Source organism: Halosimplex halophilum, assembly GCF_004698125.1.
Lineage (GTDB): Archaea > Halobacteriota > Halobacteria > Halobacteriales > Haloarculaceae > Halosimplex > Halosimplex halophilum.
Genome location: NZ_ML214297.1, coordinates 518,137 through 531,644, shown reverse-complemented (window position 1 = coordinate 531,644; position 13,508 = coordinate 518,137). Strand labels below are relative to the sequence as shown.

Annotated in this window: 17 protein-coding genes; 10 read left to right on the top strand and 7 right to left on the bottom strand. The window is 71.2% G+C overall.

What is annotated here, in order from left to right; genetic code table 11:
• Nucleotides 1-77: 77 nt before the first annotated feature.
• The 3 genes from E3328_RS22885 to E3328_RS02775 all read left to right on the top strand — a co-directional run bounded on the left by E3328_RS22885 (nucleotide 78) and on the right by E3328_RS02775 (nucleotide 2,098).
• On the top strand, nucleotides 78-227 hold the full coding sequence (locus E3328_RS22885; protein WP_449404978.1) for a DUF7563 family protein: 150 nt from the start codon (nucleotides 78-80) through the stop codon (nucleotides 225-227).
• A 15-nt stretch (nucleotides 228-242) separates the two neighbouring features.
• A complete protein-coding gene (locus E3328_RS02780; protein ID WP_135363098.1) occupies nucleotides 243-566 on the top strand; it encodes a GIY-YIG nuclease family protein in 324 nt (107 codons plus the stop codon).
• A gap of 92 nt (nucleotides 567-658) precedes the next feature.
• Nucleotides 659-2,098: a phosphoglucomutase/phosphomannomutase family protein gene (locus E3328_RS02775; RefSeq protein ID WP_135363097.1), complete on the top strand. Its 1,440-nt coding sequence runs from the start codon at nucleotides 659-661 to the stop codon at nucleotides 2,096-2,098.
• Between the two features lie 15 nt (nucleotides 2,099-2,113).
• On the opposite strand, the gene E3328_RS02770 is transcribed toward E3328_RS02775, so the two are convergent.
• Both E3328_RS02770 and E3328_RS02765 read right to left on the bottom strand, forming a co-directional pair.
• Nucleotides 2,114-2,566, bottom strand: coding sequence for a GNAT family N-acetyltransferase (locus tag E3328_RS02770; protein ID WP_135363096.1), 453 nt, complete (start codon nucleotides 2,564-2,566; stop codon nucleotides 2,114-2,116).
• 5 nt (nucleotides 2,567-2,571) lie between these two features.
• Nucleotides 2,572-3,066 (bottom strand): redoxin domain-containing protein, encoded by a 495-nt coding sequence (locus tag E3328_RS02765; protein ID WP_135363095.1) that lies wholly within the window; start codon nucleotides 3,064-3,066, stop codon nucleotides 2,572-2,574.
• Between the two features lie 125 nt (nucleotides 3,067-3,191).
• Between E3328_RS02765 and E3328_RS02760 the strand changes: the two genes are divergently transcribed.
• On the top strand, nucleotides 3,192-3,566 hold the full coding sequence (locus tag E3328_RS02760; protein WP_135363094.1) for a CBS domain-containing protein: 375 nt from the start codon (nucleotides 3,192-3,194) through the stop codon (nucleotides 3,564-3,566).
• A 93-nt stretch (nucleotides 3,567-3,659) separates the two neighbouring features.
• On the opposite strand, the gene samp2 is transcribed toward E3328_RS02760, so the two are convergent.
• Entirely contained in the window at nucleotides 3,660-3,860 is a 201-nt protein-coding gene (gene samp2 / locus E3328_RS02755) for a ubiquitin-like small modifier protein SAMP2 (RefSeq protein ID WP_135363093.1), read from the bottom strand.
• 148 nt (nucleotides 3,861-4,008) lie between these two features.
• On the opposite strand from samp2, the gene E3328_RS02750 reads away from it, so the two are divergent.
• The gene (locus E3328_RS02750) at nucleotides 4,009-4,992 is read left to right on the top strand and encodes a replication factor C small subunit (RefSeq protein WP_135363092.1); all 984 of its coding nucleotides are present in this window, start codon (nucleotides 4,009-4,011) and stop codon (nucleotides 4,990-4,992) included.
• A gap of 62 nt (nucleotides 4,993-5,054) precedes the next feature.
• Here E3328_RS02750 and E3328_RS02745 read toward each other — a convergent pair whose 3' ends face one another.
• A complete protein-coding gene (locus E3328_RS02745) occupies nucleotides 5,055-5,639 on the bottom strand; it encodes a hypothetical protein (RefSeq protein WP_135363091.1) in 585 nt (194 codons plus the stop codon).
• A 97-nt stretch (nucleotides 5,640-5,736) separates the two neighbouring features.
• Nucleotides 5,737-5,934: a heavy-metal-associated domain-containing protein gene (locus E3328_RS02740; RefSeq protein WP_135363090.1), complete on the bottom strand. Its 198-nt coding sequence runs from the start codon at nucleotides 5,932-5,934 to the stop codon at nucleotides 5,737-5,739.
• A 117-nt stretch (nucleotides 5,935-6,051) separates the two neighbouring features.
• Between E3328_RS02740 and E3328_RS02735 the strand changes: the two genes are divergently transcribed.
• The 3 genes from E3328_RS02735 (at nucleotide 6,052) to E3328_RS21705 (ending at nucleotide 8,032) form a co-directional block, all read left to right on the top strand.
• Nucleotides 6,052-7,086: a hypothetical protein gene (locus E3328_RS02735; protein ID WP_135363089.1), complete on the top strand. Its 1,035-nt coding sequence runs from the start codon at nucleotides 6,052-6,054 to the stop codon at nucleotides 7,084-7,086.
• Nucleotides 7,087-7,155: 69 nt separating this feature from the next.
• Entirely contained in the window at nucleotides 7,156-7,827 is a 672-nt protein-coding gene (locus E3328_RS02730; RefSeq protein ID WP_135363088.1) for a potassium channel family protein, read from the top strand.
• A gap of 67 nt (nucleotides 7,828-7,894) precedes the next feature.
• Entirely contained in the window at nucleotides 7,895-8,032 is a 138-nt protein-coding gene (locus tag E3328_RS21705) for a hypothetical protein (RefSeq protein ID WP_167837276.1), read from the top strand.
• A gap of 182 nt (nucleotides 8,033-8,214) precedes the next feature.
• Here the strand turns inward: E3328_RS21705 and E3328_RS02725 are convergent, their stop codons facing one another.
• Nucleotides 8,215-8,991: an MBL fold metallo-hydrolase gene (locus E3328_RS02725; protein WP_135363087.1), complete on the bottom strand. Its 777-nt coding sequence runs from the start codon at nucleotides 8,989-8,991 to the stop codon at nucleotides 8,215-8,217.
• Between the two features lie 201 nt (nucleotides 8,992-9,192).
• Here E3328_RS02725 and E3328_RS02720 point away from each other — a divergent pair, with 201 nt between their 5' ends.
• Together E3328_RS02720 and E3328_RS02715 are read left to right on the top strand one after the other, a co-directional pair.
• On the top strand, nucleotides 9,193-9,399 hold the full coding sequence (locus tag E3328_RS02720; RefSeq protein WP_135363086.1) for a hypothetical protein: 207 nt from the start codon (nucleotides 9,193-9,195) through the stop codon (nucleotides 9,397-9,399).
• A gap of 64 nt (nucleotides 9,400-9,463) precedes the next feature.
• Entirely contained in the window at nucleotides 9,464-12,208 is a 2,745-nt protein-coding gene (locus tag E3328_RS02715) for an ATP-dependent helicase (protein ID WP_135363085.1), read from the top strand.
• A 49-nt stretch (nucleotides 12,209-12,257) separates the two neighbouring features.
• On the opposite strand, the gene E3328_RS02710 is transcribed toward E3328_RS02715, so the two are convergent.
• A complete protein-coding gene (locus E3328_RS02710) occupies nucleotides 12,258-13,481 on the bottom strand; it encodes a lactate racemase domain-containing protein (protein WP_135363084.1) in 1,224 nt (407 codons plus the stop codon).
• Between the last annotated feature and the right edge of the window lie 27 nt (nucleotides 13,482-13,508).

The following is a 13,508-nucleotide window of genomic DNA, read 5'->3' as shown; positions in this document are numbered from 1 at the left end:
ACCAAACAGCGTTGGTACACTCGTTATATCCGGGGCGCGTCAAGGGACTGGTACCGGTTGACAGCCGGGACAAACGAATGCCAACGTGTAATCACTGCGGCGCGCACGTCTCCGACCAGTTCGCCCGCGTCTTCGCCGACGAGACCGGTGCGGTTCACGCCTGTCCGAGCTGCTCGGCGAACGCGGGCATCGCGGAAGTCGCGAGAGAGCGCGCCCCCGAAGTGTAGTCCCCGCACAGCCCGATGACCGACCCGCGGACCGCCGACCCCGACCACTTCGTCTACGTCCTGCGGTGCGCCGACGACACGCTTTACACCGGCTACACGACCGACGTGCAGCGGCGCGTCCGTGAACACGACGACGGCGCGGGCGCGAAGTACACCCGGGGCCGGACGCCGGTCGAGCTCGTCCACGTCGAGGGGTTCGACTCGAAGTCCGCCGCCATGTCCCGGGAGTACGAGATCAAGGACGGCTCCCGGGCCGCGAAGGAACGCCTCGTCGCCGAGGGCGGCGTGCCCGAGTCAGTCGACCTGCCGGTCGGCCTGCTGGCCGACGACGCGCGGTGAGCCGCCGTCGAGCGGAAAGCGCTCGACCGCCGCCGAGCGTGGTAGCACGCCACTCACACACCTTTTTCCGCCCGGCAGCGCTGCTTCCGGGCATGACCGCAGACGCAGACGCCGACGCGATCGAGTTCGGCACCGACGGCTGGCGCGCGACGCTCGACGAGTTCACCGAGCCGCGCGTCCGCATGGTCGGCCAGGCCGTGGCGACGTACCTCCGCGAAGACGGCGACGCGCACCCTGACGCCGCCGACGGCGCCGGGACCGTCGCCGTCGGCTACGACGCCCGCGATACCTCCCGCGGGTTCGCCGAGGAGCTCGCCCGCGTCCTCGCCGCGAACGGCTTCGACGTGCTCGTCCCGCCCCGGGACTGCCCGACGCCGGTCGTCGCCTGGACCGTCCGCCAGCGCGACCTCGCGGGCGGCCTGATGGTGACCGCCTCGCACAACCCGCCGGAGTACAACGGCGTGAAGTTCCTCCCCGCCGGCGGCGCGCCCGCGCTCCCCGAGGTCACCGACGCGCTCGCCGACCGCCTCGCCGAGCCCGACCCGCTCCCCGAATCGGAGTGGGGCAGCGTCGCGGAGGCCGACCTCGTCGGCCCGTACACCGACCGCGTGCTCGACGCCGTCGACGCCGACCTGTCGGGCCTCTCGGTCGTCTACGACGCGATGCACGGCAGCGGCCGCGGCGTCACCGACCTGTTGCTGGAGCGGGCCGGCGCGGACGTGGACCGATTGCGCTGCGAGCGCGACCCCGAGTTCGGCGGCGACTCGCCCGAACCCACCGCCGCCCACCTCGGCGACCTGGCCGACCGGGTCGCCGAGTCGGACGCGGACCTGGGGGTCGCCAACGACGGCGACGCCGACCGGATCGCCGTCGTCACGCCCGACCGGGGCGTCCTCGACCCGAACCTCTTCTTCGCCGCGACCTACGAGGCGCTGCTGGACGAGGGGGTCTGGACGAGCGACGAGGAGACCAGCGGCGACGTGGTCCGGACGGTCTCGACCAGCAGCATCGTCGACCGCGTCGCCGAGGCCCACGGCCAGTCCGTCCACGAGACGGCGGTCGGGTTCAAGTGGGTCGCGCAGGCCATGGCCGACCACGACGCCCTGATGGGCGGCGAGGAGAGCGGCGGGTTCGGCCTCACGACCCACGTCCGCAACAAGGACGGCGTCGGGGTCGCCGTCCTCGCGGCGGCCGTCGCCGCCGCCGAACCCTACGACGACCGCGTCGACGCCCTGCTGGAGCGCCACGGCGCCATCGTCCAGGACCGCGTCAGCGTCGACTGCCCCGACGAGCGCAAGGGACCCGTCCTCAGCGACCTGGAGGACGCGCTGCCCGACGAGCTCGCCGGCTCGGCGGTCGAGGACGTGTCGACCGTCGACGGCTTCAAGGCCTTCCTCGCCGACGGCACCTGGCTGCTGATGCGTCCCAGTGGCACGGAGCCCAAACTGCGGGTCTACGCCGAGGCGAGTTCACAGGAGCGGGTCGACGAGCTGCTCGCGGCCGGTCGCGAACTGGTCGAGCCGCTGGTCTGAGTCGCAGAAACCCGTTCAACCGTCCTCTTGCGGTATCGCGCCGCACAGTACACCCCGGTAGCGGTCGGGTTCGTCGCCCGTGGTGGGTTCGATCTCGAACCCCAGCGACTCGTAGAACGGCCGCACACCGGCGTCGAACTCGGCGACCAGTCGGTCGTAGCGGTCGGCGGCCGCCGCGACCAGCGCACGGCCGATCCCCTGGCCGCGGCGGCGCCGCCGGACGGCCACCGCGTCGATCTCGGCGCCGGCCGGCCCCTCACAGTCGACCAGCACGAGCGCACCGAGGACGGTCCCACTGGCGTCGCCCGCTCCCGACGCCGATCCGCGGACCGCGACGAACGCGTCGCCGCGGTGGATGCCTGTCCGCACCGCTTCGGCGTCGGTTTCGAGTGCGCCGGCGTCGAGGACGCCGAGGACGCCGGACAGGTCGTCGGCGGTCGCCGGCCGGACCACTACGTCCCGGACCACCGGAGTCACTCCCGGACGCTGTCGAGGCCTTCGAGCACGGTCGTCATCGAGGGGTGGTCCCACGTGGACCGGCCGCGGTAGGTCCAGGCGACCTCGGGTTCGGCGCCGCGGGCGTCGACGATGGCGACTGCGGGCAGGCGCCCGAATATCGGGAGTTCGGCGAAGACCGGGAGCCGGACGGGCTGGCCGTAGTCGTCGCCGGCGGTCCCGTCGGGGTCGACCAGCAGCGGGTGGGGGAGGTCGAAGCGGTCCTGCCAGTCCTCGGCCCGCTCGCGGTCCCGCGGGAGCACGGAGACGGCGACGGCGTCGCGGGCCCGCAGCGCGGCGTAGCGCTCGCCGGCCTTCTTCGCCTGGGCGCGGCAGTCGTGGCACTCGTCGTCGTGGTGAAAGAGGAGGACGACGAACGACTCGGTGCCCGAAAGCGTCGCCAGCGAACAGGGGTCGGGACCGGCCCCGACGTTGGGCAACTCGAACGCCGGCGCCGGCTGAGAGCCACTCATCGACCGCCGATAGACGCCCCCCGGTCAAAACGACTGCGTCCGAGGTCGCCGACGTGGACCCGCCGGCGGGGTAAGCCGTCGAACCGTGGGCAAACCACTTGAGCGTCGCTCCCGTCCTGTGCTGTATGCCATCGAACGACAGGGTAACCGTCGGAGACGTGATGTCCACGCCGCTGGAGACGATCTCGAAGGACGCCACGGTGAGAGAGGCCGCCCAGCGGATGCGGGACGCGGATATCAGCGCGCTGGTTGTGACGACCACGCCGCGAGCGATAATCAGTAGTACGGACGTGCTCGACGCCGTCGCCGGGGGAGATGACGTCTCCGCCCTCCGCGTGAGCGACGTGATGACGACCGACGTGGAGACGGCGACCCCCGACCTCTACATGGAGGAGGTCGCCGCGATGATGGCCACGTACGGGATCAAGCACCTCCCGGTCGTCGAAGACGACTACGTCGGGATGATCTCCTCGACCGACGTGACGGCACACCTCTCGTGACGGTCTCGGGTCTCCCGCGACCGCGGTGAGCGGACCGCCGGGAGAGACCCGCCGGAAGGTTACCCCCGCCGACACCGGCCGCGACGCAGCCGGTCACCCGCCCTTGACGAGCCGCAGGACCTCCACCTCGTCGGCCTCGACGGGGGCGTCCTCGGGGACGGGGCGGCCGTCGACGAGGACGGACACCTCGTGGGCGCCGTAGGGCAGCGGCTCCAGCAGGTCGCCGTAGGTCGCCCCGTCGTCGACCTCGATCTGGCGGGTGTCCTCGCCGGCGACGGCGACGGTGACGCGCATACCGGTCGATCCGTCCGCGCGGGCTTGAGCGTGTCGTCCGCGGTCGGACCGACGGAGTTTCGGCCGCACCCGGCCAGCGGGGCGCTCCCGCGCTGTCGAGCGGGTGCCACTCGGTAGGTTTACGGACGGCCGTCGCCTCCCTCCGGGCATGAGCGAGGCCGACCAGGAGACGGGGTCGCGGGCGGGGCGCGAGGAGGTATGGATCGAGAAGTACCGCCCGCAGACCCTGGACGAGATCGTCGGGCAGGAGGACATCGTCGAACGCCTCCAGAGCTACGTCGACCGCAACGACCTGAGCCACATGCTCTTCTCGGGTCCGGCCGGTATCGGCAAGACGACCTCGGCCACGGCCATCGCCCGGGAACTCTACGGCGACGACTGGGGGGAGAACTTCCTCGAACTCAACGCCTCCGACGAGCGGGGGATCGACGTGGTCCGCGACCGCATCAAGAACTTCGCGCGCACGTCCTTCGGCGGCTACGACTACCGGATCATCTTCCTCGACGAGGCGGACGCACTTACCTCAGACGCGCAATCAGCGCTCCGCCGGACGATGGAGCAGTTCTCGAACAACGTCCGGTTCATCCTCTCGTGTAACTACTCCAGCCAGATCATCGACCCGATCCAGTCCCGGTGTGCCGTCTTCCGCTTCTCGCCGCTGAGCGACGAGGCGGTCGCCGAGGAGATGCGCCACATCGCCGAAGAGGAGGGCATCGAGGTCACCGAGGACGGGCTCGACGCCCTGGTCTACGCGGCCGACGGCGACATGCGCAAGGCGATCAACGCGCTGCAGGCCGCCTCCGTGACCGGCGGCGTGGTCGACGAGGAGGCCGTCTACGCGCTCACGTCGACGGCCAAGCCCGAGGAGATAAAGGAGATGGTCGACCGGGCGCTTGAGGGCGACTTCACGGCCGCCCGCTCGACGCTCGACCGCCTCCTCACGGAGGAGGGCATCGCCGGCGGCGACGTGATCGACCAGCTCCACCGCTCGGTGTGGGAGTTCGACCTGGAGGACGAGGCCGCGGTCCGGCTGCTCGACCGCATCGGCGAGACCGAGTACCGGATCACGACCGGCGCCAACGAGCGCATCCAGCTCGAAGCGCTGCTCGCGTCGGTCGCGCTGGAGGACTGACTCGCCCGCTCTCGCCGTCGTTCCGCACTCCCGGACTGCCTCGCGTCGCCGTCGCCGCGCGACTACGTCGAGGGGGCCGCGACCGTCCCCTCGACCGGTTCGATCCGGCGCTCGCCGGCGTCGACGTACTCCATGTCCCCCTTCGTGTAGGTGTCCTCGCAGCCCCAGGGGATGATCCCGAGGCCGTCCGGGCGGACGCGGACGCTCACGACGCGCTCGCCCGCGGCCTCGCCGGAGCAGGGGTCGACGACGCCGGTGATCCGGTCGGCGGGCGGCGCGTCCGGCAGCGCCGCGCGCACCTCGTACCCCTGGCCGGGCTCGATCACGTTCTGGAACTCCACCGCGTCGCCTTCGGGGACGCGGTACCAGGCCGCGACGATCGGATCCACGTCGCCGGTCCCCTCGCCGCTTCCCGTTCCTCCGTCAGTTCCGGTCGCGCCGACGGCTCCGGTTTCGCCGGGGGTTGCGGCGTCGTCGACCGACCGCTGTGCGACCCACAGCGCGACGCGGTGGGCCGTCTCGTCCGTGTTCTCGATGTAGATGTGGCCGGTCCCCGGGCCCTGCTGTCGGAGGAGACACCCCGCGAGACCGCCGGAGACGGCGAGTCCGGTCGCCGCCAGCATCTCGCGGCGCGAGATGGCGCTCATGGTGGTCGGGCTAGCCGTGCCGCGGGCAAGTGCCCCTGCCCGGGCGCTGCAAGCCTCGCCGGTTCGAGCGCGGTCCGGTAGTCCGGCGGCCCGCCGGTCAGGCCGACGCCTCGTAGCCGGCGTCCTCGACGGCCGCGACGAGGTCGTCGGTGTCGGCGTCGCCCTCGACGGTCGCCGTCTCGGCCTCTCGATCCGCAGAGGCCGACTCGACGCCCGCGACGCCCTCCAGCGCCTCCTCGACGGACTGTTCGCAGCCGCCGCAGCTCATGCCTGTCACGGTGATCTCTCGGACCATACCCGACCGTTGTGCCGCGACGCTCTTGTGTGCCACGGACGCGGCGATCCGTCCGGCGAGGCCGGGCAAACGTGTGAACGGAAAATTATTTAATAACCAGACGGCCGAACGACCGATATGCGTCGCGCCGCTCGAACGGTCCTCCTCCCGGCAGTCCTGACAGTCCTCGCCCTGGCCGTCCAGTTCGGTCCCGCGGTCGTCCCGATCCGCGGACCCGCGTGGCTGGCCGACCTCGGGTCGTCCAGCGTCCGTTTCGCCCTCTGGGAAGGGCTGTGGGCGCTCGGAACGGTCGCCGTGCTCGCCGGCGCCTGCGCGCTGGGGTATCGCGAGGCCCGCCACCGCGAGGTGGGCCCAGCGTACCTGCGGTACGTCGGCGTCGTCGCCGGCACCTGCACGACGGTGTTGCTCCTGGTCCTGGCCGGATGGGTCGTCCTCAACGGCCCGAACGGGTCGAACCCGTTCCTGGGGTTACTCACCGTCGTGACGCTGCTCGTCGGCGTTCCCGGCGTCTTCACGGTGGCCGCGCTGGCGGGCGTCGCGTTCGCGTCAGCCCGCGGGGACGGCGCGCCCGTTCGGTCGGCCACAGAGTTGGGACCGCTCGCCCTCGGAGCGGCCACCGTGGCCGGCACCGGATACCTGTTGAACTCCGTCGCCGACCTCGCCATCACCGCGGGCGACGGTGTCGGGGTCGCGGCGTCGCTCCCGCAGTTCGGGTCCACCGGGGCGACCGTCCTGGCGTACCTCCAGGCCGGTCAACTGGCCGGCGATATCGTGGTCATCGGCGCTGGAATGGCGCTGGGCGTGCTGGCAGTCCGCCGGCGGGGCGTGGCGACCCCGTCCCGCCGGTTCGTCGGCATCGTCGCCGCCGGCGCGCTGGGCGGGTTACTGGTCGCGTGGGTCTCGGTGACCTGGTACGCGACGACAGGGGGCGGCGACGCGAACGCCCCCTCGTTCGTGTCGGCAGCGGCCTCGTTCCCGGACGCGGTGGTCTGGACGGGCGTCGTCACGGTGCTCGCGGTCGTCGCGGGGGTCGGCGTCGCGCACTTCGAGACCGACGACCGGGAGACCGGGAGTCGCGAGTCGACCGACAGCCCCGGCTTCGACCCGGGGACCGAGACGCGGACGAACGAGCGGTCGTTGCGCGACCACTGATCGCCGGCCCGCCGTATCGGTGCCCCGTCCGGGAGTACAGTTTTGTGGTCGGGCGTGGTACGGAGTCCCATGAAGTTCGTCATCGTCGGATTCGGTCGCGTCGGGATGCGGACGGCCCGCATCCTCCGGAGCGAGGGCCACGACCTGGTGATCGTCGACAACGACCCGGCCAAGGTCGAGCGCGCCCGCGAGGAGGGGTTCACCGTCGTCGAGGGGGACGGCGCAGAGGAGTCCACCCTGGAGGAGGCCGGCATCGCCGACGCCGACGCCGTCGGCGCGCTGACGGGCGATCTCAACACCAACTTCTCGGCGTGCATGCTCGGCAAGCACTACGGCCTTCGGACCGCCCTGCGCATCGACGAGGACTACCGCCAGGAGATCTACGAGAAGTACGCCGAGGACGTCGACGAGATCATCTACCCCGAGCGGCTCGGCGCCGCCGGCGCCAAGACCGCGCTGCTGGGCGGGGACTTCAACGTCCTCGCCGACCTCACGGAGGAACTCTCCGTTGCGACCGTGACCATCCCCGAGGGGTCGCCACAGATCGGTCGGCGCGTCGTCGAGGTCGACCTGCAGGGCGACGCGCATATCTACGCCCACGGCCGCGCCGACGAGCCGATGGAGATCCCGCTGCCACAGACGAAGATCGAGGCCGGCGACGACGTGGCGCTGATGGCCGCGCCCGCCGACCTGCCGGAGATCCGGGCGTTCCTCCGCGGCGACGAGGCGGCCGCCGCCTGACCGCGACGGCCGCGCGCCGCACGTGACAGCCGAAAGGACTTTTCCAGCGGGCGGAGACTACGGAGACGTGTCCCCACCCCCGCTGTTCCCCGCCGGCCCGCCCGGCGGTGTCGCGCTCGCGAGCGTCGTCGGCCAGTTGCTCGTCTTCGTGTTCGTCGGTCTCGTCGCCGTCGCGCTCTACCGGCGGTTCGTCGCCGACGAGTGACTCGGCGGGTGCGGGAAACGACGCGGTCGCGGACACGCGACCGCTGGGCGCCTTGGAGTGGATGGGCGGGCGCGCGGTGGGGAGGATGGGAATGAGGCCGTCGCTGCGCGCCCGTGCGAGTGTCCTCCGCCGGAGGACGTAAAGACCCGTCAGACGGGCGACTGACGCCGCCGCCGAACGGGTCAGTCGATGTCGAGCGAGAGCCCGTCGGAGGCGAACCGAACGTCCCCGTCGTAGCGGTCGGCGACCGAGTCGAGCATCTCCTCGTGGCGGCCGTCGGTGTGCGGGTAGAGGTGAGTCAGGTACACGCGGCCGACCTCGCCGTCGGCCTCGGCGAGGGTCCGGCCCAGCTCGCTCGGAGTGGGGTGGTTGTCCACGTCGACGCTGTCGGGGAACGAGCAGTCGTGCGCGAGGACGGCCGCGCCGTCGGCGAACTCGACGAGTCCCGGGAACGCCTCGGTGTCGCCGCTGAAGACGAACGCCGGGCGGTCGCGCTCGCTCGACGCCGACGACTCGGACTCCGCGAACCGGTAGGCGAGACAGTACATCGAGTGTCGGACCTCGAAGCCGGTCACGTCGAAGCCGGCGAGCGAGAACGCCTCCGGGCCGACCTCGCGGAAGGTCAGGTCCATGCGGTCCCGCATGTACTCGTGGACGCCGAGCAGGTCGGTCACGAGCTCGGCCGTTCCCTGGGGGCCGGCGATAGTCAGGTCGGTCGCGCCGGCGAGCCAGCGGGCCTTCAGCAGCGCCATGAGGTCCGAGACGTGGTCGAGGTGGTGGTGGGTCAGCAGCACGGCGTCGATACCCTCGTACCCGACATCGGTCCGCTGGAGGCCGTGGAGGACGCCGCTGCCGCAGTCGACGAGCAGATCCCCGCCGGCCGACTCCAGCAGGATGCCGGTCTGGAACCGCTCGCCGGTCGGCATCGCGCTGCCCGTGCCCAGGAACGTGACGCGCATATCCGACTCGTCGGGCGGGAGGCTGAAAAGTCGTGCCGTGCTGTCGATGCGTCCGCCGGGCGGCGGCTCCCCGGCGGCGACCCGCCCGGTGGCGACTCGCCCGGCGGCGTCCCGCCGAGTTGCGGCCCGTCCGCTCCCGTCCCCGGTGTGGTCGGGTCGGTCCGGGAAAAACATATAACTCGAACGGGACGATTCCACGACATGGGATTTCGCATCGAGTCTCCGCTCGCGAAGGCCGCCGGACTCCTGTTCGCGACGGTCGCGCTCGGGTACGTCGTCATCCGGGAGGCCTGGGGGTTCCGGATCGACGCGCTCGGGAGCGGGCCGGTCGAAGTCGCCCTGGCGGTCGGCGCCGTCCTCGTCGTCGGCGCGCTGCTCGTCCTGACGGACAACGCCTTCGAGGGGTGACCACTTTCGCCCCGCGGTCCAAACCCACTTGACGGCGCGGTCCCAACCGGGGAGCCGAGGCCACATGGGAGGACGCGAGTTGCTGGACACGGCAGACGTGGGTGTCGACGCCGCCGACGCCGAGATCGACGACGGCCACGTGCTCGACCTGCTGGAGCCGCCGGTCCGCGAGTGGTGGGTCGAGCAGTTCGGCGCGTTCGTCCCCGAGAACGGCGGGTTCTTCACGCCGCCACAGAAGGAGGCCGTCCCGCTCATCCACGAGGGCGAGAACGCGCTCATCGCGGCGCCGACGGGATCGGGGAAGACGCTCGCGTCCTTTACCAGCATCATCAACGAGCTGTTCCGCCGCGAGCGCGCCGAGGGGCTGGACAACTCCGTCTACTGCCTGTACGTCTCGCCGCTCAAGTCGCTCGCCAACGACATCCACCGCAACCTGGAGGTGCCGCTCGACGGCATCACCGAGAAACTCGACGAGCGCGGCGAGGACGCCGAGATCCGCCACGCGATCCGCCACGGCGACACCAGCGACGCCGACCGGCAGAAGATGCTCGACGAGACGCCGCACATCCTCAACACGACGCCGGAGACGCTCGCGATCCTCCTGAACAGTCCCAAGTTCCGGGAGAAACTCCGCACGGTCGAGTACGTCGTCGTCGACGAGATCCACAGCCTCGCCGAGAACAAGCGGGGGACGCACCTCTCGGTGTCGCTGGAGCGACTGGAGGCGCTCGCCGACGGGTCGCCGACCCGCATCGGCTGTTCGGCGACGGTCGAACCGCTCGACGCGATGGCGGAGTTCCTCGTGGGCCAGGAGTCGCCCGGCGGCGACCCCCGCGACTACGAACTCGTCGACGCCCGGTTCGCCCGCGAGTTCGACGTGGAACTGGTCTGTCCGACGGACGACCTGGTGAACACGCCGCCGGACGTGGTCAACGACAGGTTCTACCGGGACCTGCACGACCTGATCCAGGACCACACCAACACGCTGGTGTTCACGAACACCCGGTCGGGCGCCGAGCGCGTCCTGCACAACCTCCGGGAGCGCAACGACGACTACGACGAGGACAACTCCGGCTGTCACCACGGCAGCCTCTCGAAGGAGCGCCGCCAGGAGATCGAGGGGAAGCTCAAGGAGGGCGACCTCGACGTGGTGACCACCTCGACGAGCCTGGAACTGGGGATCGACATGCCGTACATCGACCTGGTCGTGCAGGTCGGGTCGCCCAAGTCAGTCGCCGCCCTCCTCCAGCGGGTCGGTCGCGCGGGCCACCAGCTCGGCGAGACCGTCACGGGGCGGGTCGTCGCGCTCGACCGGGACGAACTCGTCGAGTGCGCGGTGATGCTCAGGAAGGCCGAGGCGGGGTTCGTCGACCGCGTGTTCGTCCCCGAGCGCGCCCAGGACGTGGCCGCCCAGCACGTCTACGGGATGGCGATCGCCGAGGTCCGGCCGGAGGCGGAGATCCGGGGCATCCTCGAACGGGCCTACCCCTACCGGAACTACAGCGACGAGGAGTGGGAGTCGCTGCTGCGCTATCTCACCGCCGACTACGCGGGGATGGAGGACAAGAACGTCTACGCGAAGGTCTGGCGCGACACCAACGACCCGCCCGACGGCGAACACCACTACGAACAGTTCCCCGTCGGCGAGGACCTGATGGGCAAGCGCGGCCGGCTCGCGCGGGTCATCTACATGACCAACATCGGCACCATCCCCGACTCCTTCACCTGCGACGTGTTCACCCGCTCGGGCGACGAGTGGGTCGGCCAGCTCGACGAGGAGTACCTCGACACCCTGGAGTCGGGCGACGTGTTCGTCCTCGGCGGGCAGAACTTCGAGTACCGCTACCGCCGCGGGTCGAAGGTGTACGTCGACCCGACGAGCGCCCGCCCGACCGTCCCGTCGTGGTTCTCCGAGCGGCTGCCGCTCTCCTACGACCTCGGCCGGGAGATCCTCGCCTTCCAGCGGGAGCTGCTGGACAAGCTCGACCGTGGCGGCGCCGGCGCGGTGCGCCACTGGCTGCGGGAGTTCCCGCTGGACGAGAACAGCGTCCGCGCCGTCGCGCGGATGTTCGAGGAGCAGGTCAGGTACGCCGGCTTCGAGAGCGTCAGCACCGACGAGCGGCTGGTCGTCGAGGAGGAACTCGACCGCGAGGAGTACGAGCGCCGCTACTACGTCCACTCCAACTACGGCCGGCGGTTCAACGACGGGTTCTCCCGGCTACTGGCCTACCGGATCGCCCGCGAGGCCAACGCCAACGTCCAGGTCGCCGTCGCCGACAACGGCTTCACCCTCTCGATGCCGCTGAACCGGAAGGTGGACGTGCTGGGCGTGATCGACGACATCCACCCCGACGACGTTCGCGCGGACCTGCGAGCGAGTCTGGAGGGGACCGACCTCCTCCAGCGGTACTTCCGCATCAACGCGACGCGGGCGCTGATGATCCTGAAACGGTACAAGGGCTACGAGAAGTCGGCGGCCGAACAGCAGATGAACTCCGAGATGCTGCTGGGGTTCGCCGAGGACCTCGACGGGTTCGCCGTGATCGAGGAGACCTACCGCGAGATCCTGGAGGACAAGCTGAACGTCGACGCCATCGAGGACGTGCTCGGGGCGGTCCAGCGCGAGGAGGTCGCCGTCGAGCACCACCGCGTGCGGTCGCCGTCGCCCCGCGCGTTCGGGCTCGCGACGCTGATGGCCTCGGACGTGGTGCTCGCCGAGGACGAGAGCGAGGTGCTCCAGCGCTTCCACGAGCGCGTCATGGACGAGATCGGTGAGGACGCCGCCGATACCGGGCTCGGTGCGAACTGAGCGGGAACGGACCTGATGGCGGCGCTACTGCATCGCGCCGCTCCGCCGTTCAGACCAGCAGCGTGTCGAGCGCGTCGGGGACGACCAGCACGTCGCTGCCGGGTTCGACGGCGTCGGCCACCGAATCGCGTGCGTGCATCAGACACTCCTCGACTACCTCGGGCGCCTCGCTGTTCGTGACGTAGATGTCCTGGTCCCGGAGAGTGCGAGCGACGACGAACGCGCGCTGGGCGCCGGGTTCGTACCCCTCGCGCATCTCGTCGTAGAGCGCCTCAGCGCTCTCCGCCGAGGAGAGCCAGTCGTAGAACCGCTGCTCGCCCGTCCCCTCGCCGGCGCCCTCGGGGAGCGCCGCCGGGATCACGACCCGGCCGCCGTCCCGGAGTGGGTTGTGCGCCCCCAGCACGACGTAGGTGGCGGCCCGCGTCGTCTGGTAGAGGTTGGCGTCCTTCGGCGCGCCGACGCCGGCGACGACGGCGTCGTAGCCGTCCTCGACGGGCGTCGCGAGGGCTTCCCGGGCCGTGTCGGCGAGGTCGCGGACCACTGGCCGGGGATCGCCCGCGGCGGCGCCGAGGATGCCGCTCGGGCCGTGGGTGACGTTCAGGGAGAACGCGACGCCCGCCAGGTCGCCGGCCTCGTCGACGAACGCGCGGAAGGGGTTGTCGTCGACGCGCCCGAGGCGGACGCCGTCGCGCGCGAGCAGTTCGGGGCCGTGGGAGTAGCCGATCTGCGACTCGCCGCCGGCGCCGACCACGACGGTCTTCGCGCCGCCGGAGAAGCCGGCGTACTGGTGGGGCTCGACCATCCCCGTCGCGAGGACGGTGTCGACCCGCGTCAGCGTCTCGTTGATCTCGATAGGAGTTCCGTCCACCTCGCCGACCTCGACCGTCGCGTCGGGGTCGTGGTTGACGGCGAGGTCGGCGTGGTCGCCCAGCGCGCGCTCGATCTCCGCGTCACTCATCGGGCGGTGCAGTCCCAGCCCGATGATCACGGTCACCTGCTCGCGGGCGACGCCCGCCGAACGGAGTTCGTCGAGCAACACGTCCAGCAGCACGTCGTCCGGGGTCGCGCGGGTCACGTCCGTAACGACGATCCCGACCGTGTCGTCGGGGTCGACGCGGCGGGCGAGCCGCGGCCCGTGCGGGTCGGCGACCGCCGCCTCGGCCGCATCGCGCGGGTCGACCGCCTCGCCGCCGGGCGGCCGGCAGACGGTCACGTCGCAGTCGGGGAGCGAGACGGAGACGGTCCCCTCGCCCAGTGGGAGTTCGACTGGCACGCTCGCCAGTAACACCGCCGCCCCCGA

Coding starts and splice junctions, on each gene's coding strand:
- E3328_RS22885 (WP_449404978.1), top strand. CDS start 78: ATGCCAACGTGTAATCACTGCGGCGCGCACGTCTCCGACCAGTTCGCC.
- samp2 (WP_135363093.1), bottom strand. CDS start 3,860: ATGCGCGTCACCGTCGCCGTCGCCGGCGAGGACACCCGCCAGATCGAG.
- E3328_RS02780 (WP_135363098.1), top strand. CDS start 243: ATGACCGACCCGCGGACCGCCGACCCCGACCACTTCGTCTACGTCCTG.
- E3328_RS02735 (WP_135363089.1), top strand. CDS start 6,052: ATGCGTCGCGCCGCTCGAACGGTCCTCCTCCCGGCAGTCCTGACAGTC.
- E3328_RS02715 (WP_135363085.1), top strand. CDS start 9,464: ATGGGAGGACGCGAGTTGCTGGACACGGCAGACGTGGGTGTCGACGCC.
- E3328_RS02765 (WP_135363095.1), bottom strand. CDS start 3,066: ATGAGTGGCTCTCAGCCGGCGCCGGCGTTCGAGTTGCCCAACGTCGGG.
- E3328_RS02720 (WP_135363086.1), top strand. CDS start 9,193: ATGGGATTTCGCATCGAGTCTCCGCTCGCGAAGGCCGCCGGACTCCTG.
- E3328_RS02745 (WP_135363091.1), bottom strand. CDS start 5,639: ATGAGCGCCATCTCGCGCCGCGAGATGCTGGCGGCGACCGGACTCGCC.
- E3328_RS02750 (WP_135363092.1), top strand. CDS start 4,009: ATGAGCGAGGCCGACCAGGAGACGGGGTCGCGGGCGGGGCGCGAGGAG.
- E3328_RS02760 (WP_135363094.1), top strand. CDS start 3,192: ATGCCATCGAACGACAGGGTAACCGTCGGAGACGTGATGTCCACGCCG.
- E3328_RS02775 (WP_135363097.1), top strand. CDS start 659: ATGACCGCAGACGCAGACGCCGACGCGATCGAGTTCGGCACCGACGGC.
- E3328_RS02725 (WP_135363087.1), bottom strand. CDS start 8,991: ATGCGCGTCACGTTCCTGGGCACGGGCAGCGCGATGCCGACCGGCGAG.
- E3328_RS02740 (WP_135363090.1), bottom strand. CDS start 5,934: ATGGTCCGAGAGATCACCGTGACAGGCATGAGCTGCGGCGGCTGCGAA.
- E3328_RS02730 (WP_135363088.1), top strand. CDS start 7,156: ATGAAGTTCGTCATCGTCGGATTCGGTCGCGTCGGGATGCGGACGGCC.